Genomic DNA, 16,518 nt, shown 5'->3' on the forward strand with positions numbered 1-16,518 from the left:
GCTGGCCAATTCTGTCAGCAATCGCCGTAAATCCAGAGCCGGGAAGTCGCTGGAACTGCACCTGGAGCATCTATTCATTGAGCACGGCCTGCGACACTTTGCGACGCAGGCCATCACAGAAGGTAATAAAAAACCCGATTTCCTTTTCCCTTCCGCAGGGGCTTACCACGATACTGAGTTTCCCGTAGAAAATCTGCGCATGCTGGCAGTCAAGACTACCTGTAAGGATCGCTGGCGTCAGATACTGAATGAGGCCGATAAAATTCATCAGGTGCATCTGTTTACACTCCAGGAGGGAGTTTCTCTGGCTCAATATCGGGAGATGCGGGAGTCGGGTGTCAGATTGGTCGTGCCATCATCTCTGCACAAAAAATACCCGGAGGCGGTGAGAGCTGAGCTAATGACGCTAGGTGCGTTTATTGCTGAGCTGACAGGGCTTTACGCAGATATTCCATAGATTATCTCCCGGCATAAATACCGGGAGGAGCGATCAGATTCGTTCAACCTTGCACGAATCGGCATTAACCGCTTTCAGGATATAAGGTTCAAGCAGTTTGGCTACGGCTTCAAACACGGGCACCACTACGGAGTTACCGAACTGCCTGTACGACTGAGTGTCTGACACAGGAATGCGAAAAGGCCTGCCATCTACTTTTTCAAAACCCATAAGGCGCGCGCACTCTCGCGGAGTCAGCCTGCGGGGCCGATGCGCCTGATTTTCTTCGTTCGCGAAGTCTGTTTCACCTGTGGCCATATCCCAGCCACGGTCTATCAGAATTTCAGACCCGTCTTTGTGATAGCGAGCAGAAAGCGTACGGGCAATGCTTTCTTTATTTTCAGGATTAACGAGGCCAAAACCGAATCCGTTACCCTTAGCTGCGTGCTTTTTGGCGTAGTTATAGAGATACTCCCAGAGTTTCGGCGTCAGTATATATTTGCTGTCAACCACGGGTTCCAGCAGTTCGCCAAATGACGGACGCTGTTCCGGATAAAAACGACTAATATCGCGCAGGGTAAAGCCCTGGTGAATGTTCAGATCACGGCGGAAACCGACCAAAACGATACGTTCTCGGTGCTGAGGTAAAAAGTGCTTTCCGTCGATAACTTTAGGATCGTTTTTGCCCATCTCAGCTGCATCCGCAACTTCATAGCCCAGTTCGTCGAGGGTATCCATGATGACTTTAAAGGTTTTACCCTTGTCATGGCTCTTCAGGTTTTTAACGTTTTCAAGAACAAAGATGGCAGGTTTTTTTGCGCGGATAATACGCGCCACATCGAAGAAAAGCGTTCCCTGAGCCTCACATTCGAAACCATGCGCGCGCCCGAGCGAGTTTTTCTTGCTTACGCCCGCAAGGCTAAACGGTTGACAGGGGAAACCTGCTAGAAGTACATCATGATCCGGCACATGCTCATTAATGTAAGCATAGGCATCGTTTTCAGGTACTTCAGGTTTATCACTGAGCGTGACTTCACGAATATCGAGATTGAAAGTGTGTTCCTGAGCATCGTTAAACCAGTTAGCTTTATATGTGCGCACAGCCTCTTTATTCCATTCACTGGTAAAAACGCACTGGCCACCGATGGTTTCGAAGCCCTTCCGTATACCTCCAATCCCAGCAAACAGGTCAATAAACCGGAAGGCATAGTCAGGGTGATGTGCAGGCGCTTCCGGAAGCATTTTTCGTAGAAGTTCCTCTTCGGCTAACGTCAGCGTCTTAGGTGAGCACTTACCATTAATCCAGCGATTAAGAGTCTCGCGACTCCACTCATTTTTACCAACTTTTCTAAGCAGTTCAGCCACGTACTTCTGGTCATAGATTTCCAGCACCTGCCCGAGCAGCTTTTTATCATTTTCCTGTCGCAGTTGTTCTTCCGCTTCTGCTTTCTCAAGCAGATCCTGCGCCAGTAATTCAAATTCAGACATATTGCCTCCATTGGGTCTTATGGGTGAAACTGTATCACTCATTTGACCCAGATTGAATGTTTTTATCTGGATATTTAAACAGGTTTATTGTTAGGTAACGCACGTTGGCCACGCTGGAGCGTCTTCTGGGCCTGCTGTCGGCCTTTGAGGTCGTGGTATGGATGACGGATGGCTGGCCGCTGTATGAACCCCGCCTGAAGGGAAAGCTGCACGTTATCAGCAAGCGTTACACTCAGCGCATTGAGCGACATAACCTGAATCTGAGACAACATCTGGCAAGGCTGGGACGGAAGTCACTGTCGTTCTCAAAATCGGTGGAGCTGCATGACAAGGTCATCGGGCATTATCTGAACATAAAACACTATCAGTAAGTTGGAGTCATTACCGGTTCTCTTTGTCTTTTAGTGATTCTATAAACCTCATTACGTCTGAATATAAAAATCTATTATTTGATTTATGTGGCTCATGAGGTTGTGGGATGGTCTTGTTTTTGAATGTGCCAGTTTTCTTAATGGCAAAGATTAACTCACCTTCTGTTATTCCTAACATTTCAGCAAATGTTTTTGCTTCTATAGTTACTGACTTCATTTAATTAACTCTCATGGTATCGATTTTCTTTACCGGCATCTTTAACAATGGTGCTCGTTTCTAGTGTTGCTGCGGTACGCTTCATCATCGTCTGCGGGGCGGTTGCGATAGTGAAGGAGCTGCCGGGCGTGAGCAAATCTATCAGGCGCTGGCCGCTGATAATCTCCATCCGTTCACTGGCAATACTGACAGATTTTGAACCTGCGCCGGTTTTCCCGGTATGGCAAAACAGACCGCGACAGTTATGACGTTTAAGCAACTTCTCGAACTCCTGTACGTGCTGTAAAGCAATATGGCCGCGATAGCGTTTAGCCTGAATAAGATAGCGATATTTTCCTATTATTACCTGGCCGTCAATGCCTCCATCGCCGGTATAGCGTTTGTTTCTGATGGTTCTGAAGCCATGCGCTTCAAATCCTTCCAGCAACAGTTCTTCAAACACAAAAGGATCAATTTTCCTCAGGTAGTTAATTTTTTGTGGGAAGCCCGGCAACGTCTTTATGCGCTCCAGCACCCGCCGCGCACTTTGCTGCTTCCTTTTGTGTCGCCTGTGCCGTACTGAACGCCGGAAGAATACAACGGCAAGCAGTGCGATGGCGCTGCAAGCCCATAGAATAAGGTTTTCTGTAGTGGGGAAGGGGATCATGGTCATAGTGGGCTTTCTGAGGGTAAAGAAAAGGGCGGTTAAACCGCCCTGGTGTTTAGCGACGGCTGTATACCTGCCACGAAGCGCTGCCTGACTGATTCTGGCAAATCCGCCCGTAAAGTACGGTGCCGGTCGAGTAGCGGGCGCCATTCAGATAGCAATAGCCGCTGGATTGCAGCAGTTCGTTGCGCAGCTTTTCTTCCTGCTTTGATAGCCGGGACTCCGCAGACTGCAAACGAACGGATAATTCGTTAATCTGGCGTTGCTGGTTATTCAGCTGGCTCTGCATCGCATTACCTTTATCCTGGCTGACGCAACCAGTTAAGAGAGCTGTACAGGCTAATGCACTTAATATTATTTTTTTCACGTTGGCTCCTTAAATTGAGATTATTCCTAGTTCGCCTATAAGCGAACTTTCCCGTATTTACTTATGATCTGGCTTATCATCGACTGGTTACTTCCACCTTCGCCATTATCCGGGCATTCATTAAGAAAAGCCTTCCTGGCATCCTTCGTGTGGTTGGGTAAAAAGCCGTGCTTGTTCTTTTTAACGATATTGAAGAAAGCAGCTTCAGCACTGTTACACTCGCTTCCGCCGCTATCGCCGGTGAGCTTGCCCGCCATGCACATAATAACTTTGCAGGGATCTTCAGCATGGCTGGCAGGAATATAAAGCAGACTACCAGCTGCTATCAGAGGTATTAAGAGTTTCTTCATTGTTTTGTCCTTAACAGTTTGTTCAGATATACACTCGCCAGAATGTTGATAACGGTAAGCAATATTAATAATAACGCTGCGTTATAAATAGATTTGTAACCTATATCGCCTGCAATATATTCGACAACAAAAACGAAAATCGTTAAAATTGTGTAAAACTTGATTAACTTTCCTGTAATTTTCTTAACAATATAAGCAACTGAATAAGAGCCGGATTTGATGATGCTGGCGAGTAACCTGATCGCATGGACACGAAATTTTCTAAAAATGGGCGGAATGGAAGATGCCTTTTTCTTCCTTCTGCTTTTTTGCCTTTCCGCAAAATCAATAAGTTCGCCCATTTTTATACCCTCCGGTTATATCTTCAGATCATCAAGTGATAAACCACTATCAAGCAGCTCTTTGAGCCATGTGGGTCGGCGGCCAGTCCCGGACCAGGTATTTTCTGCGTTCCTGGGGTCGCGGTATTTTGCTGGTCTATGTTCTCTGGGGTTGGCTACGCCCTGCATCTTCATGGCTTCCAGGCTAATGCCAGCGTCCAATTTTGCAGTTAGCCAGGCCGGGCGCTTCCCTATACCAGTCCACGTATTAAAAGGGTTATCCGGGTCACGATACACGGGTTCGCCTTTTGGTCGTTTTTCTGATTTCAGGGGAACCAGCATCACCTTCCTTCCTTCAGCGGTTTTCTTTTCGTTTCTTCTTGACACGATCTCATTAGCCCTTATCATAAACAAAAGTCGTCGAAATTACAATTACGCGGTGAAACATAAATGAGTAAACATCCAAAACTCCTGGTTCTCGCTCTGGCCTGCCTTGCTTGTGCTGGCCGTGCCAGTGCTGCGCCTGCCTCCGATGAAGTTGCCAGGCTTGCGCAGAGATGTGCGCCTGATGTTTCACCCTTAACGATGGCGTACATCGTCGGCCATGAGTCCTCAAATGGGCCGTACAGGATCAATATTAACGGTAGTATTCAGTTAAAACAGCAACCGCGTACTGAAGCTGAGGCCGTCAGCGTTGCGAAAGTTCTGCTGAAGGATAATAAAAGTTTTGATATGGGCCTTGCACAAATTAACTCAAATAATTTAGTGGGCCTGGGTCTTTCGGTTGACGATATTTTCAAACCCTGCATCAACCTGCGGGCGAGCCAGACCATCCTTAAAGCCTGTTATGATAGCGCCCTGAAATCCTACCCAGCCGGGCAGGTTGCGCTGAGACACGCGCTTTCCTGCTACAACACCGGCTCACTCACAAACGGGATTTCTAACGGGTATGTCACGAAAGTTATCAACGTGGCGCGTCAATCAACTGATTTGAAAATCCCTACGCTGCTACCTGACGGCCAGACCAGTGAGGACAGCACCGCGACTGAGCCTCAGCAGGCAAAAAGTACGGCGCCGCAGTATGACGGTGAACAAGATGTTTTTGGTTCGGGTGATGGCGATGCCTTCAGCCGAAATAATACGGATGCCTTTTTAACCAGACAGGAAACAGCGAAGGGGGAATGAGGTTATGGATGGAACGTTTGTACCTTGTATTGCAATCACAGATCCTGGAGCTATTTGAAGCAGGAAAAGTGAAGGAGGTAACGATAGAACGGGTTTCATTAAAGAAGTGGTATCCCGTTTTTCAGATAGACGATGAACAGCTGGGCCAGATCGCATGTTCCATTAGGGTTAACAAAGAGCATGAGCTACGAACCTGGGCTGATTTAAGGCTACTGGCAGAGTTTTTGAAAGATAAGTGTGGCGTTGAAGAATGCCGGTTAAATCTGCAATCAACAGAAGATAGTGAGTAAGGAGAAAGTATGACCACGTTGTTTAAGAAGTATGGCCCTGCGGTAGTTATGGGCGTTTTGTCCATTGCCCTGCCGCAAATTGCGCTGGCCGCTGGCACCGATACTGGTGAATCAACCGCTACATCAATCCAGACGTGGTTGAGCACATGGATTCCAATTGGTTGTGCTATTGCGATCATGGTTAGTTGCTTTATGTGGATGCTTCACGTAATCCCAGCCAGCTTTATTCCTCGTATCGTAATCTCGCTGATTGGTATTGGTTCTGCATCATTTCTGGTTTCCCTGACGGGCGTAGGAAGCTGAACAACGCGAAAAGGGGGGACTTTTGTCCCCCAAAGTGAGGACTACAAAGATGTTCGTTGACGGGAAAAGACCGCTTTTCAAAGGTGCGACTCGCTTACCTCGCGCGCTGGGTGTACCACGTAATGTAGCTATGATGATATTCATGATTTCTGCCTCGCTTTTTATGATTATTCATATGTGGGCGATTCTGGTGTTCGTCTTTTTGTGGATTCCTTCAGCTGCATTAACAAAATATGACGACCGCATGTTTCGAATTATGGGCCTGTGGTTGAAAACCAAATTCAGTAATTGGTTTGATTCTCCGTTTAAGCAGTGGGGAGGATCGTCTTATTCCTCTGTTGACTACAAACGTAAGGGTTTAAAATAATGAGAGCTGCCACCGCTACGAAGCCAAAAAAAATTGATGCCTACCGTAAGGAGCCATCAGTAAATAAAAAGTATTTGCCCTATTCTTATCACCTCAATGATTACGTGATTTCGATGGAAAACGGCGATCTGATGGCTTTTTTCAAGCTGGATGGCCGCACACATGACTGCGCATCAGATCGGGAACTGGTCACCTGGCATAAAGACCTTAATACGCTGGTCAAGAGCTTCGGAACAGACCATGTAGAGCTGTGGACGCATGAATATCACCATGAGGCTAAAGAGTACCCGGATGGTGAGTATGACCATTTTTTCCCTGCTTATGTTGATCAATATAACCGTAAGCTGCACGGTGATTCCAAGCAGCTGATTAATGACCTTTATCTGACCGTTATTTACAAACAGGTAGGGGATAAAACACAGAAGTTTCTGGCGAAATTTGAAAAGCCGACTCGTGACGAAATTCAGCAAATGCAGAATGAGGCGCTTGAAGGTCTGGAAGATATTTCTGAACAAATCCTGGAAGCAATGAAGCCGTATGGCATTCAGCAGTTGGGTATCTATTATCGTGACAAACGCGGTGTTGAAATTCCTGCGCCTGATAAAAAAGAACGTGAAGAACTTGCTGAAGTCGATGAATCAGACATTTTTGACGAAGCCATTGTTATCGAACGCAACGAGCCTGAACCTTCGCAGGCTCACGCTTATTCAAAAGCGCTGGAGTTCCTTTATTTCCTCGCAAATATGGAATGGGCCATCGTGCCTGTTTGCCGTGATCGTATCCGTGAGTACATCATGGACAACCGCCCTGTTAGCTCCCTGTGGGGGGATGTTGTCCAGATCAGAACGGTAGATCACAACTTCTATACCACCGGCATTGAATTTCGTGAATACGAAGAAGATACAGAGCCAGGCCAGCTTAACATGCTTAAAGAAGCCGATTTTGAATACCTTCTGACGCAGAGTTTTTCTTGCCTCTCTGAATCTTCAGCTAAAACGTTTCTGACGCATCAGGAAAAATCTTTGCAGGAAACGCGCGACCGTGCGCAAAGCCAGCTGGCACAGCTTGGTACTGCGCTCGATATGCTGACGTCCAGAGAGTTCGTGATGGGCTACCATCATGGAACCGTGCATGTCTGGGATAATGACCAAAACGCGGTACAGCGCAAAGCGCGTCGTGTGAAGGTTATGCTAACCGGCTGTGGCGTGGTTGGCGGGACTATCAGCCTGGCCTCTGAGGCTGCATATTATGCGAGACTGCCTGGCAACCAGAAATGGGCGCCGCGCCCGGTTCCGATAAACTCATGGAACTTCCTGCACTTCAGCCCGTTCCACAATTTTATGCGTGGCAAGCCTGACAATAACCCGTGGGGGCCAGCGCTGACCATGTTCCGCACGATCAGCGGTACGCCACTCTATTTTAATTTCCATGTGACCCCGCTTGAAGAACTTTCCTACGGTAAACGCCCGCTGGGCCATGCGTTAATAACGGGTATGTCGGGGGAAGGTAAAACCACGCTGCTTAACTTCCTGCTGGCGCAGTCAATGAAGTACAACCCGCGGCTTTTTGTTTATGACCGTGACCGCGGTATGGAGCCGTTCATTCGAAGCGTTGGTGGCTACTATAAAGTTCTGCAACAGGGTATGCCGTCCGGGTTTGCCCCGCTTCAGATTGAACCGACCAAACGCAATATTGCCCTCATTAAAAACCTGTTCCGCATTTGTGTGGAAACCACCAATAACGGGCCTATCAGCGCAACGATGGCTACCGAACTGGCTGAAGGCGTTGATGCGGTTATGGGGGAAGGCTCACTTATTCCACGCGAGGCGCGCACCGTTACTATCCTGGACGGGTACGTGAATGAAGTTGTGGAAAATGGCGTATCACTGAAAGGGCTGCTGCGCGAATGGACGCGCGAAGGCCAGTATGGCTGGCTGTTTGACAATGATAAAGACAGCCTGGATCTCAGCGCGAATGATATTTTTGGCTTCGATTTATCCGAGTTTATCGCAGCCAAAGAGGAAGTATCCAGCCCGGCCCGTACTCCGCTCATGATGTACCTTCTGTACCGGGTACGTGACTCCATCGACGGCAAACGCCGCGTCATTCAGTGCTTTGACGAGTTCCACGCCTACCTTGACGATCCGGTTATCGAGCGTGAAGTTAAGCGTGGTATCAAAACTGACCGTAAGAAAGACGCTATCTATGTGTTTGCCACGCAGGAGCCGAACGATGCGCTGTCCAGCCGTATTGGCCGCACGATCATGTCGCAGACCGTCACAAAAATCTGCCTGCGCGATCCGGAAGCTATCCGAGAGGATTATGCCTTCCTTACTGATGCTGAATACGACGCGCTGATGTCGATTACCGAACACTCCAGACAGTTCCTGGTTAAACAAGGGCAACAGTCTGCGATTGCTTCTTTCAATCTCTACCCTCGCAACAGCGACGATATTGATGCAGATATTAAGACAATGGACAACGTTCTTAGCGTGTTGTCCGGTGAACCACAAAACGCCGAAATTGCGCATGAGCTGGTTGAACGGCTCGGTAATGACCCTGAAGTATGGCTCAAAGAATACTGGCGCCTGACGGCTTAACAACGAGGCAAAACACCATGAAAAAAACACTGACGGCAGTATTGCTGACCACCGGCCTGATTCTGGGAGGCGCGCAAAGCGCTTCCGCAGGCATCATCGTGACCAACCCTACTGAGCTGGCTAAACAGGTCGAGCAGCTTCAGCAAATGGCGCAGCAGCTGGAGCAGCTTAAAAGCCAGCTGCAAACGCAGAAAAATATGTATGAGTCGATGGCAAAGACAACCAACCTGGGCGATCTGCTGGGGACGTCTACCAGCACGCTGGCAAATAATTTGCCGGACAACTGGAAGGAGATCTACAGCGACGCCATGAACTCCAGTTCTTCCGTCACGCCTTCAGTTAACAGCATGATGGGCCAGTTTAATGCGGAAGTTGACGACATGACGCCCAGCGAAGCAATTACCTACATGAACAAAAAGCTGGCTGAAAAAGGCGCTTATGACCGCGTTATGGCAGAAAAAGCCTACAACAACCAGATGCAGGAACTAACCGATATGCAGGAGCTGACGGAGCAGATTAAAACGACTCCAGACCTGAAATCGATTGCTGACTTACAGGCCCGTATCCAGACGTCACAGGGTGCTATTCAGGGTGAGCAGGCGAAGCTGAATCTGATGAACATGTTGCAGCAGTCACAGGACAAGCTATTACGTGCGCAGAAAGAACGTGCCACCCACAATTTTGTTTTTGGAACCGGCGGGGACGTTACCGCGTCACCTTCAATTAACTGAGGTAATTATGAAAAAACTACTGCTTGTTATCCCTTTCCTCCTGGTGGCCTGCGATGCCTCGCATGACGTGGAGTGGTACAAAAAACATGAGAAAGAGCGCAAGGCAACAATTCAGGAATGCAAGAAAGACGCGGATGAACTTCAGAAACCTGATTGCAAAAACGCGCGCGAAGCCGATCGTCAGCTGTTTGTGTTCGGCAAAAAAGACGGCGAAATCAATTCACCGAAAATTTAGGAGTAAGGAGGCAATATGGCATTCACCCTAGTCGCAGACATTTTCGCAAAAGTAGACGGGGCGATTACGTCAATGGTGAGCGCCAATGTTGCCACCATTATCTCTGATGTAACGCCTCTGATTGCCACCTGTCTGACAATCAAGCTGATGGTTCAGGGGATGTACTCAGCGTTTAATCCGGGGGCGGGCGACAGCCTGAGTTCGCTGATTAAAGAGTATCTTTCCATAGCCCTTATCCTGAGCTTTGCAACGGCGGGCGGCTGGTATCAACAGGAACTGGTCAACGTGGCGCTTCACCTGCCGGATGATTTTGCCGGGATACTGTCTGCCCCTAATAAAGTCGGTGCAAGTGGCGTACCGGCGATTATTGATAGCGGTATTGAAAAAGGTATCAAGATCGTCAACACCGCATGGGAAGCCGCAGACGTGTTTTCATCGAGCGGCCTGGCCGCGTATGCCATTGGCGGCATTATGATGATTGCTACCGTTGTGCTGGGCGGCCTCGGTGCGGGCTTTGTGATCATGGCTAAGATCCTTCTGGCCGTTACGCTTTGTTTTGGCCCGATTGCAATCTTCTGCCTGCTGTGGGGAGCGACAAAAAACATCTTTGCTCGCTGGCTGGCGTCGGTCATTAACTATGGCCTTGTCGTCGTCATTCTTGCGCTCGTGTTTGGTTTCATCATGCAGATGTTCGACAACCTCCTGTCCTCGATGAACTCTGATGCCGCTTACTCATCAATCACTGGTTCTATCTCCGCCTTATTACTGACGGTCATTTCCGTTTTCGTTCTGTTCCAGATTCCGCAAATTGCCGCCAGCTGGGGTAGCGGTATCAGCGCCGGAGTTGCTGACGCCGCACGCTCTACGGGTTCTTCCATGCAGGCGCTTGGCAATATGGGCAGCCACGGCATGTTTGGCGGTAATGCGTTCAGAGGCGGTAACAGTGGCGGCGGCCAGCAATCGGCAGGTGGAGGAAGTGGCAGCAACAGCGGAGGAAGCAGTGGTTCTAATTTAAGTGGTAAGGCAAGGGGCAGTCGCGGGAAGAAGGCTGCATAAAATTAAAACAAAAGTCGTTGAAATTGCAATTTCGGCGACTTATTATAATTAGTACGTTCAACAACCGATAATGGATGCCGTAATGCGCAGCTTATTGCTTATGGGAGTTCTTCTGATTAGCGCCTGTTCCAGCGGGCATAAACCGCCACCGGAGCCGGACTGGAGCAACACCGTTCCAGTAAACAAAACAATCCCGGTTGATACGCAAGGTGGTGCAAATGAAAGCTAATAAAAAAACAGGGCTTACACGTGAAGCCATTAAAGAGTTCAACGAAAGCCGTAAAGGGCTTGAAGTTGATCTGATGGATGAAGTGCTGAAGTCCCGGCGTACCGCCTGGATGGTTGCCACCGGTTCAGCGGTGGTAACTGTTTTTGCACTCTCTTTAGTTGGTTACGTGGTGCATAAGTACAGCCAGCCAATCCCCGCACATCTGCTAACGCTCAACGAGGCCACTCACGAAGTACAGCAGGTCAAGCTGACCCGCGACCAGACCTCTTATGGTGACGAAATTGATAAGTTCTGGCTGACACAATATGTCATTCACCGTGAGAGCTATGACTTCTATTCAGTTCAGGTCGACTATACGGCCGTTGGCTTAATGTCCACGCCGAACGTGGCAGAGTCTTACCAGAGCAAGTTCAAGGGCCGCAACGGTCTTGATAAGGTTCTGGGCGACAGTGAAACGACCCGCGTGAAGATTAACTCTGTGATCCTCGATAAACCGCACGGCGTAGCAACGATACGCTTTACTACGGTTCGCCGCGTGCGCAGCAATCCCGTTGATGATCAGCCGCAGCGCTGGATTGCCATTATGGGGTATGAATATAAATCGCTGGCGATGAATGCTGAGCAGCGTTATGTCAACCCGCTGGGTTTCCGCGTGACGAGTTATCGCGTCAACCCTGAAGTTAACTGAGGGCTGCCCCATGAAAAAACTACTTCTTTCAGCAGTCGTTTTGTCAGTCCTGGGAGGCGCGGCCACTAACGTTATGGCGCTTGAGGTTGGCCGCAATTCTCCTTATGACTATCGCATTAAAAGCGTTGTTTATAACCCTGTTAATGTGGTCAAAATTGACGCTATCGCCGGTGTGGCTACCCACATTGTTGTCGCGCCTGACGAAACCTATATCACTCATGCTTTTGGCGATTCTGAAAGCTGGACGTTTGCGCACAAAATGAACCATTTTTTTGTGAAGCCGAAACAGGCCATGAGTGATACCAACCTGGTGATCGTCACCGATAAGCGCACCTATAACATCGTCCTCCATTTCATCGGTGAAGAAACGAAGAAAAATGCAGACGGTACGGTATCAAAATCCTTTATTGAAACGCCGTGGGCTGTGCGCCAGGCCGTTCTTCAGCTGACCTATGAATATCCGTTTGAGCAGCAGGAAAAAGCCAAAAGCGCGGCTGATAAAAAACGCATTACGCAGAAGCTGAAGCAGACGGCTTTTGCGGGGGCGAAGAACTATCAGTACGTAATGAGCGAACAGCCTGAAATGCGCAGCATCCAGCCGGTTCACGTCTGGGATAACTACCGCTTTACCCGGTTTGAGTTTCCGGCCAATGCGGAGTTACCGCAGGTCTACATGATCTCGGCCAGTGGCAAAGAAACGCTGCCTAACTCTCATGTTGTGGGTGAGAACCGCAACATCATCGAGGTGGAAACCGTCGCTAAAGAGTGGCGTATTCGTCTGGGCGATAAAGTCGTTGGCGTTCGTAATAATAATTTCGCACCGGGCGCCGGTGCGGTAGCAACCGGTACGGCTTCCCCGGATGTGCGCAGGGTTCAAATTGGGGAGGATAACTGATGGCCCGTAAAAGTGTCGATGTAGATCAGGAACTCGATGAAAACACCGGAGACGGTGAATTTGAAAGCGAGCGTGGCGGATTTAAAGGCAGTAACCGCCGTTCGGCTCCTGGTATGAAAGCCTTTGTCATACTGATGGCGCTGCTTGCTTTGGTATTCATCGGGATTACGGTCATGGGTAAAATTCGCACCCCGGCTAAAGCTGAAGCTGATAAAGACGGTGGTAAAGCGCAACAGGCCAATACACTGCCAAACTACAGCTTTAACAGCGATCCTGATGTTAATAAACCTGCAACTGCGCAGAATAGCGCCACTGATGCCCGTGCTGTGCAGGCTGCCGCACAGGCAGATGCAGATGCGGGCAGCAGCAATACCGCCGCGCGTACCTCTAATAAGCGTAAAGAACCTTCGCCTGAAGAACTGGCTATGCAGCGTCGTCTGGGCGGCGAGCTGGCCCAGACTAATCAGGCGGCTACAAGCAATAGTCCCGGAGTGCAGCCCCAGGACAACGAAACAAGCGAAGGTAGTTCAGCACTCGCTAAAAACCTGACTCCTGCAAGGCTGAAGGCTAGCCGCGCTGGAGTCATGGCTAATCCCAGCCTGACTGTTCCGAAAGGCAAAATGATCCCCTGTGGTACCGGCACCGAGCTGGATACCACTGTTCCGGGTCAGGTTTCCTGCCGGGTTTCACAGGACGTTTACTCAGCTGATGGACTCGTTAGGCTGATTGATAAAGGCTCATGGGTTGACGGGCAGATTACCGGTGGTATCAAAGACGGCCAGGCGCGCGTGTTTGTTCTCTGGGAGCGTATCCGCAATGACCAGGACGGGACAATCGTTAATATTGACAGTGCCGGAACGAACTCACTCGGCAGCGCGGGGATTCCGGGCCAGGTGGATACCCATATGTGGGAGCGTCTGCGTGGTGCGATCATGATTTCGTTGTTCTCTGACACCTTAACGGCGCTGGTTAACCAGACGCAGAGTAATAACATTCAGTACAACAGCACAGAAAACAGCGGTGAGCAGCTGGCGTCTGAAGCACTTCGCTCTTACATGTCTATCCCCCCTACCCTCTACGATCAGCAGGGTGATGCGGTGAGCATTTTTGTTGCCCGCGACCTCGATTTCAGCGGCGTTTATACGCTCGCAGACAACTAAAAAAGTGGGCGCTTAGCGCCCGCTTTTCTTCAGGAGTAATCATGACTGATGCAGCTTTCTATCAACTTGGCCCACTGCGCGAGTATTTAGAAGATCCTACTGTTTTTGAAATTCGCATTAACTGCTTTCAGGAAGTTATCTGTGATACGTTCAGCGGCCGCAGGGTTGTGCAGAACGCGGCAATTACGGCAGATTTTATTAGGAACCTTGCTAAATCGTTGGTGAGCAGCAACAAGCTGACCATGCAGGCCATTAATGACGTGATCCTGCCTGGCGGGATCAGGGGCGTTATCTGTCTGCCCCCTGCGGTGATTGACGGTACAACGGCCGTAGCGTTTCGTAAGGATTTGGCGGCCGATAAAAATCTGGAGCAGCTGACCAGCGAGGGGATTTTCAGTGACTGCCGGAAGATTACCGGCAGCAAGCAAAGCCTAACGGATGATGATTTTTTCCTTAAAGAGCTGCACAGCAGCGAAAAATGGCCCGCATTCCTGCAAACCGCCGTTGAGAAGAAACGCACTATCGTGATCTGCGGTGAAACCGGGTCGGGGAAAACGGTACTCACGCGCGCGCTGTTAAAATCGCTACATAAAGACGAGCGTGTAATTATTTTAGAGGACGTTCACGAAGTCACGGTCGATCACGTTGTAGAAGCCGTTTATATGATGTACGGCGATGCAGGAAAGATCGGCCGCGTCAGCGCCACTGATGCCCTGCGAGCCTGTATGCGTCTGACACCGGGCCGTATCATCATGACTGAGCTTAGGGATGATGCTGCGTGGGATTATCTTAAAGCACTTAATACCGGCCATCCAGGCGGTGTTATGTCAACGCACGCTAACTCTGCGCGCGATGCCTTTAACCGTATTGGGCTGCTTATCAAGGCGACCCCTATCGGCCGTATGCTCGATATGAGCGATATTATGCGAATGCTCTACTCCACCATTGACGTTGTGGTGCATATGGAAAAGCGGAAAATCAAAGAAATTTATTTTGACCCTGAATATAAAATGCAGTGTGTGAACGGGAGCCTGTAATGAAAAACTTAGCAACCTGGCTTCTGGCCGCAGCATTTACGACAGCCGCCCTGCCCGCCTTTGCGGTGGAACCATCCGTTCAGGTTGGCTACTCGCCTGAAGGAAGCGCCCGCGTTCTCGTCCTGAGCGCCATTGACTCCGCAAAAACCTCGATACGGATGATGGCTTATTCTTTTACCGCCCCGGATATTATGAAGGCACTGGTAGCAGCCAAAAAACGGGGAGTTGATGTGAAAATCGTAATTGATGAAAGGGGCAATACGGGGCGCGCCAGCATTGCGGCCATGAACTACATAGCGAACAGCGGCATCCCTTTGCGTACTGACAGTGATTTCCCTATCCAGCATGACAAGGTGATCATCGTGGATAATGTGACCGTTGAAACTGGCAGCTTTAATTTCACCAAAGCGGCCGAAACGAAAAACTCGGAGAATGCGGTGGTGATCTGGAACATGCCTAAGCTCGCTGAATCATTCCTCGAACACTGGCAAGACCGCTGGAATCGGGGGAGAGACTACCGTTCCAGCTACTGAATACTGACCGCCGAAAGGCGGTTTTTTTTGTTCAAAGAAACTGATCTCAGTATCGCGCACGGGGCAGCTGGCCAACGTCGCCGGCATCGCGCCGGCAAAAATCGAAAAACAGAAATATCAGCAAGATAGCTTAAACAGGTGTCGGGAAATTTCGTTGAGATATTTTGAAGGAATCACAGTGTAAGCAGGCGGCCTATTTCAAAAAAGGCGGCTGTACGGTAGTCACTGACTCTCTCGCAGATCTTCCCGCTCATGTACCAGTAATACCCGTCAGTGCTGACAATATCGAGCAAATACCGCATATCATAAACCGTATCGGGTATTACCTCACCCTCACCGGCCAGAACGCCGCTGGCAATAGAATGGTTCCCTCCTCGTACAAAGCCTATCCGCCAGGGCAACCACAAAGTAACGCGGTGGTTAATATCCTGTACCCACGGATTGCCCTTAGCGCTGCCTATATGGGGTCTGAGGTCCAACCATGCGAAAAACCACGTTAAGAAAGCAACCTTCTGAAAAGGCGACGTTTATCAGTTTTTTTTCCGGCCATAAAGGGGGCGGAAATTATTCCCTGCACGGGTATTCGCAAGGATTTCGGTAGTGCTCTGGCTCTGCCCCCCATAACCTGGCGGACAGAGCATGATTGGGAAAGCGGTACCCTCACGGCAGAAACGATTGACGCAGGCTATATTTCTATTATTCTGGAAATATAGATAAAGGAGGTATTATGGATTTAAACACTGCTGCAAACGCACTTCGAGAACTGGGCCACCCGACACGTCTCAGCATATACCGGGAGCTGGTCAGGGCGGGTCATGAAGGCCTGCCGGTTGGCGAACTGCAGAAGCACCTTGAGATTCCTGCCTCCACGCTCAGCCATCATCTTTCAGCGCTGATATCCGCTGGACGGCACTGTTGCAAATAGTCGGTGGTGATAAACTTATCATCCCCTTTTGCTGATGGAGCTGCACATGAACCCATTCAAAGGCCGGCATTTTCAGCGTGACATCATTC

The 16,518-nt window shown here is 49.5% G+C and carries 22 protein-coding genes and 3 pseudogenes; 17 read left to right on the forward strand and 8 right to left on the reverse strand.

The genetic code is table 11. The annotated features are described in order from the left end of the window. Nucleotides 1-457 (forward strand): annotated as a pseudogene (locus ACOTX2_RS24510) (type II site-specific deoxyribonuclease); the annotation flags it as partial. A 33-nt stretch (nucleotides 458-490) separates the two neighbouring features. Here ACOTX2_RS24510 and ACOTX2_RS24515 read toward each other — a convergent pair. Then, nucleotides 491-1,924 carry a DNA cytosine methyltransferase gene (locus tag ACOTX2_RS24515; RefSeq protein ID WP_001288432.1) on the reverse strand — a complete coding sequence of 478 codons (1,434 nt, stop codon included), beginning with the start codon at nucleotides 1,922-1,924 and terminating at the stop codon, nucleotides 491-493. Nucleotides 1,925-2,022: 98 nt separating this feature from the next. Between ACOTX2_RS24515 and ACOTX2_RS24520 the strand changes: the two are divergent. Beyond that, a pseudogene (locus tag ACOTX2_RS24520) lies at nucleotides 2,023-2,295 on the forward strand (IS1 family transposase); the annotation flags it as partial. 10 nt (nucleotides 2,296-2,305) lie between these two features. Here the strand turns inward: ACOTX2_RS24520 and ACOTX2_RS24525 are convergent. From ACOTX2_RS24525 to ACOTX2_RS24550, 6 genes are read right to left on the reverse strand one after another with little or no spacing between them, the layout of a single operon-like run. Beyond that, the gene (locus ACOTX2_RS24525) at nucleotides 2,306-2,512 is read right to left on the reverse strand and encodes a hypothetical protein (protein ID WP_001749967.1); all 207 of its coding nucleotides are present in this window, start codon (nucleotides 2,510-2,512) and stop codon (nucleotides 2,306-2,308) included. A 4-nt stretch (nucleotides 2,513-2,516) separates the two neighbouring features. Continuing rightward, a complete protein-coding gene (locus tag ACOTX2_RS24530; protein WP_015344958.1) occupies nucleotides 2,517-3,164 on the reverse strand; it encodes a restriction endonuclease in 648 nt (215 codons plus the stop codon). A 49-nt stretch (nucleotides 3,165-3,213) separates the two neighbouring features. Continuing rightward, entirely contained in the window at nucleotides 3,214-3,525 is a 312-nt protein-coding gene (locus tag ACOTX2_RS24535) for a hypothetical protein (protein ID WP_001452736.1), read from the reverse strand. A gap of 35 nt (nucleotides 3,526-3,560) precedes the next feature. Beyond that, nucleotides 3,561-3,875 carry a TrbM/KikA/MpfK family conjugal transfer protein gene (locus ACOTX2_RS24540; protein WP_001749965.1) on the reverse strand — a complete coding sequence of 105 codons (315 nt, stop codon included), beginning with the start codon at nucleotides 3,873-3,875 and terminating at the stop codon, nucleotides 3,561-3,563. Continuing rightward, nucleotides 3,872-4,216 (reverse strand): hypothetical protein, encoded by a 345-nt coding sequence (locus ACOTX2_RS24545; protein ID WP_001749964.1) that lies wholly within the window; start codon nucleotides 4,214-4,216, stop codon nucleotides 3,872-3,874. Before ACOTX2_RS24545 ends, ACOTX2_RS24540 begins: the two co-directional genes overlap by 4 nt. A gap of 15 nt (nucleotides 4,217-4,231) precedes the next feature. Next, complete coding sequence (locus tag ACOTX2_RS24550; protein ID WP_000960954.1) at nucleotides 4,232-4,537, reverse strand: H-NS family nucleoid-associated regulatory protein; 306 nt, start codon at nucleotides 4,535-4,537, stop codon at nucleotides 4,232-4,234. Between the two features lie 108 nt (nucleotides 4,538-4,645). Between ACOTX2_RS24550 and ACOTX2_RS24555 the strand changes: the two genes are divergently transcribed. From ACOTX2_RS24555 to ACOTX2_RS24620, 14 genes are all read left to right on the forward strand, one after another. Next, complete coding sequence (locus tag ACOTX2_RS24555) at nucleotides 4,646-5,380, forward strand: lytic transglycosylase domain-containing protein (protein ID WP_001749963.1); 735 nt, start codon at nucleotides 4,646-4,648, stop codon at nucleotides 5,378-5,380. A gap of 8 nt (nucleotides 5,381-5,388) precedes the next feature. Further along, the gene (gene korA / locus ACOTX2_RS24560; protein WP_000440698.1) at nucleotides 5,389-5,670 is read left to right on the forward strand and encodes a transcriptional repressor KorA; all 282 of its coding nucleotides are present in this window, start codon (nucleotides 5,389-5,391) and stop codon (nucleotides 5,668-5,670) included. A 9-nt stretch (nucleotides 5,671-5,679) separates the two neighbouring features. Beyond that, nucleotides 5,680-5,973, forward strand: coding sequence for a hypothetical protein (locus ACOTX2_RS24565; protein WP_001749962.1), 294 nt, complete (start codon nucleotides 5,680-5,682; stop codon nucleotides 5,971-5,973). A 49-nt stretch (nucleotides 5,974-6,022) separates the two neighbouring features. After that, a complete protein-coding gene (locus tag ACOTX2_RS24570; protein WP_000496058.1) occupies nucleotides 6,023-6,340 on the forward strand; it encodes a VirB3 family type IV secretion system protein in 318 nt (105 codons plus the stop codon). A 131-nt stretch (nucleotides 6,341-6,471) separates the two neighbouring features. Continuing rightward, nucleotides 6,472-8,940 (forward strand): VirB4 family type IV secretion/conjugal transfer ATPase, encoded by a 2,469-nt coding sequence (locus ACOTX2_RS24575; protein ID WP_224743086.1) that lies wholly within the window; start codon nucleotides 6,472-6,474, stop codon nucleotides 8,938-8,940. Between the two features lie 17 nt (nucleotides 8,941-8,957). Next, on the forward strand, nucleotides 8,958-9,671 hold the full coding sequence (locus tag ACOTX2_RS24580) for a type IV secretion system protein (RefSeq protein ID WP_001749960.1): 714 nt from the start codon (nucleotides 8,958-8,960) through the stop codon (nucleotides 9,669-9,671). A 7-nt stretch (nucleotides 9,672-9,678) separates the two neighbouring features. After that, nucleotides 9,679-9,906 carry an IncN-type entry exclusion lipoprotein EexN gene (gene eexN / locus ACOTX2_RS24585; RefSeq protein WP_001749959.1) on the forward strand — a complete coding sequence of 76 codons (228 nt, stop codon included), beginning with the start codon at nucleotides 9,679-9,681 and terminating at the stop codon, nucleotides 9,904-9,906. A 15-nt stretch (nucleotides 9,907-9,921) separates the two neighbouring features. Beyond that, nucleotides 9,922-10,962, forward strand: coding sequence for a type IV secretion system protein (locus tag ACOTX2_RS24590; RefSeq protein WP_001749958.1), 1,041 nt, complete (start codon nucleotides 9,922-9,924; stop codon nucleotides 10,960-10,962). A 100-nt stretch (nucleotides 10,963-11,062) separates the two neighbouring features. After that, nucleotides 11,063-11,191 (forward strand): conjugal transfer protein TraN, encoded by a 129-nt coding sequence (locus ACOTX2_RS24595; protein WP_071882546.1) that lies wholly within the window; start codon nucleotides 11,063-11,065, stop codon nucleotides 11,189-11,191. Continuing rightward, complete coding sequence (locus ACOTX2_RS24600; protein WP_000646594.1) at nucleotides 11,181-11,879, forward strand: virB8 family protein; 699 nt, start codon at nucleotides 11,181-11,183, stop codon at nucleotides 11,877-11,879. Before ACOTX2_RS24595 ends, ACOTX2_RS24600 begins: the two co-directional genes overlap by 11 nt. A 10-nt stretch (nucleotides 11,880-11,889) precedes the next feature. After that, on the forward strand, nucleotides 11,890-12,774 hold the full coding sequence (locus ACOTX2_RS24605) for a TrbG/VirB9 family P-type conjugative transfer protein (protein ID WP_000735066.1): 885 nt from the start codon (nucleotides 11,890-11,892) through the stop codon (nucleotides 12,772-12,774). Next, nucleotides 12,774-13,934, forward strand: coding sequence for a type IV secretion system protein VirB10 (gene virB10 / locus ACOTX2_RS24610; protein ID WP_000101710.1), 1,161 nt, complete (start codon nucleotides 12,774-12,776; stop codon nucleotides 13,932-13,934). The genes ACOTX2_RS24605 and virB10 overlap by 1 nt, the downstream gene beginning before the upstream one ends. Nucleotides 13,935-13,975: 41 nt before the next feature. Beyond that, a complete protein-coding gene (locus tag ACOTX2_RS24615; protein ID WP_000128596.1) occupies nucleotides 13,976-14,971 on the forward strand; it encodes an ATPase, T2SS/T4P/T4SS family in 996 nt (331 codons plus the stop codon). Beyond that, nucleotides 14,971-15,504, forward strand: a complete 534-nt coding sequence (locus tag ACOTX2_RS24620; protein WP_000792636.1) for a phospholipase D family protein — start codon at nucleotides 14,971-14,973, stop codon at nucleotides 15,502-15,504. The genes ACOTX2_RS24615 and ACOTX2_RS24620 overlap by 1 nt, the downstream gene beginning before the upstream one ends. A gap of 173 nt (nucleotides 15,505-15,677) precedes the next feature. On the opposite strand, the gene ACOTX2_RS24625 is transcribed toward ACOTX2_RS24620, so the two are convergent. Further along, the gene (locus tag ACOTX2_RS24625; protein WP_011742557.1) at nucleotides 15,678-15,983 is read right to left on the reverse strand and encodes a DUF6710 family protein; all 306 of its coding nucleotides are present in this window, start codon (nucleotides 15,981-15,983) and stop codon (nucleotides 15,678-15,680) included. Nucleotides 15,984-16,231: 248 nt separating this feature from the next. Here ACOTX2_RS24625 and ACOTX2_RS24630 point away from each other — a divergent pair. Beyond that, nucleotides 16,232-16,411, forward strand: a pseudogene (locus ACOTX2_RS24630) (ArsR/SmtB family transcription factor); the annotation flags it as partial. Nucleotides 16,412-16,518: the final 107 nt, after the last annotated feature.

Origin of the sequence: Enterobacter cloacae complex sp. IR5412 (genome assembly GCF_049237385.1) — a bacterium.
In the GTDB taxonomy this organism is placed as follows: Bacteria; Pseudomonadota; Gammaproteobacteria; order Enterobacterales; family Enterobacteriaceae; genus Enterobacter; species Enterobacter intestinihominis.

Bases quoted from the DNA above. Each gene is read 5' to 3' on its own strand.
- ACOTX2_RS24530 (WP_015344958.1), bottom strand. From the start codon at position 3,164: ATGACCATGATCCCCTTCCCCACTACAGAAAACCTTATTCTATGGGCT.
- ACOTX2_RS24545 (WP_001749964.1), bottom strand. From the start codon at position 4,216: ATGGGCGAACTTATTGATTTTGCGGAAAGGCAAAAAAGCAGAAGGAAG.
- ACOTX2_RS24620 (WP_000792636.1), top strand. From the start codon at position 14,971: ATGAAAAACTTAGCAACCTGGCTTCTGGCCGCAGCATTTACGACAGCC.
- ACOTX2_RS24580 (WP_001749960.1), top strand. From the start codon at position 8,958: ATGAAAAAAACACTGACGGCAGTATTGCTGACCACCGGCCTGATTCTG.
- ACOTX2_RS24550 (WP_000960954.1), bottom strand. From the start codon at position 4,537: ATGCTGGTTCCCCTGAAATCAGAAAAACGACCAAAAGGCGAACCCGTG.
- ACOTX2_RS24565 (WP_001749962.1), top strand. From the start codon at position 5,680: ATGACCACGTTGTTTAAGAAGTATGGCCCTGCGGTAGTTATGGGCGTT.
- ACOTX2_RS24595 (WP_071882546.1), top strand. From the start codon at position 11,063: ATGGGAGTTCTTCTGATTAGCGCCTGTTCCAGCGGGCATAAACCGCCA.
- virB10 (WP_000101710.1), top strand. From the start codon at position 12,774: ATGGCCCGTAAAAGTGTCGATGTAGATCAGGAACTCGATGAAAACACC.
- ACOTX2_RS24540 (WP_001749965.1), bottom strand. From the start codon at position 3,875: ATGAAGAAACTCTTAATACCTCTGATAGCAGCTGGTAGTCTGCTTTAT.
- ACOTX2_RS24600 (WP_000646594.1), top strand. From the start codon at position 11,181: ATGAAAGCTAATAAAAAAACAGGGCTTACACGTGAAGCCATTAAAGAG.
- ACOTX2_RS24590 (WP_001749958.1), top strand. From the start codon at position 9,922: ATGGCATTCACCCTAGTCGCAGACATTTTCGCAAAAGTAGACGGGGCG.
- ACOTX2_RS24515 (WP_001288432.1), bottom strand. From the start codon at position 1,924: ATGTCTGAATTTGAATTACTGGCGCAGGATCTGCTTGAGAAAGCAGAA.
- ACOTX2_RS24555 (WP_001749963.1), top strand. From the start codon at position 4,646: ATGAGTAAACATCCAAAACTCCTGGTTCTCGCTCTGGCCTGCCTTGCT.
- ACOTX2_RS24525 (WP_001749967.1), bottom strand. From the start codon at position 2,512: ATGAAGTCAGTAACTATAGAAGCAAAAACATTTGCTGAAATGTTAGGA.
- ACOTX2_RS24605 (WP_000735066.1), top strand. From the start codon at position 11,890: ATGAAAAAACTACTTCTTTCAGCAGTCGTTTTGTCAGTCCTGGGAGGC.
- korA (WP_000440698.1), top strand. From the start codon at position 5,389: ATGGAACGTTTGTACCTTGTATTGCAATCACAGATCCTGGAGCTATTT.
- ACOTX2_RS24615 (WP_000128596.1), top strand. From the start codon at position 13,976: ATGACTGATGCAGCTTTCTATCAACTTGGCCCACTGCGCGAGTATTTA.
- ACOTX2_RS24570 (WP_000496058.1), top strand. From the start codon at position 6,023: ATGTTCGTTGACGGGAAAAGACCGCTTTTCAAAGGTGCGACTCGCTTA.
- eexN (WP_001749959.1), top strand. From the start codon at position 9,679: ATGAAAAAACTACTGCTTGTTATCCCTTTCCTCCTGGTGGCCTGCGAT.
- ACOTX2_RS24575 (WP_224743086.1), top strand. From the start codon at position 6,472: ATGGCTTTTTTCAAGCTGGATGGCCGCACACATGACTGCGCATCAGAT.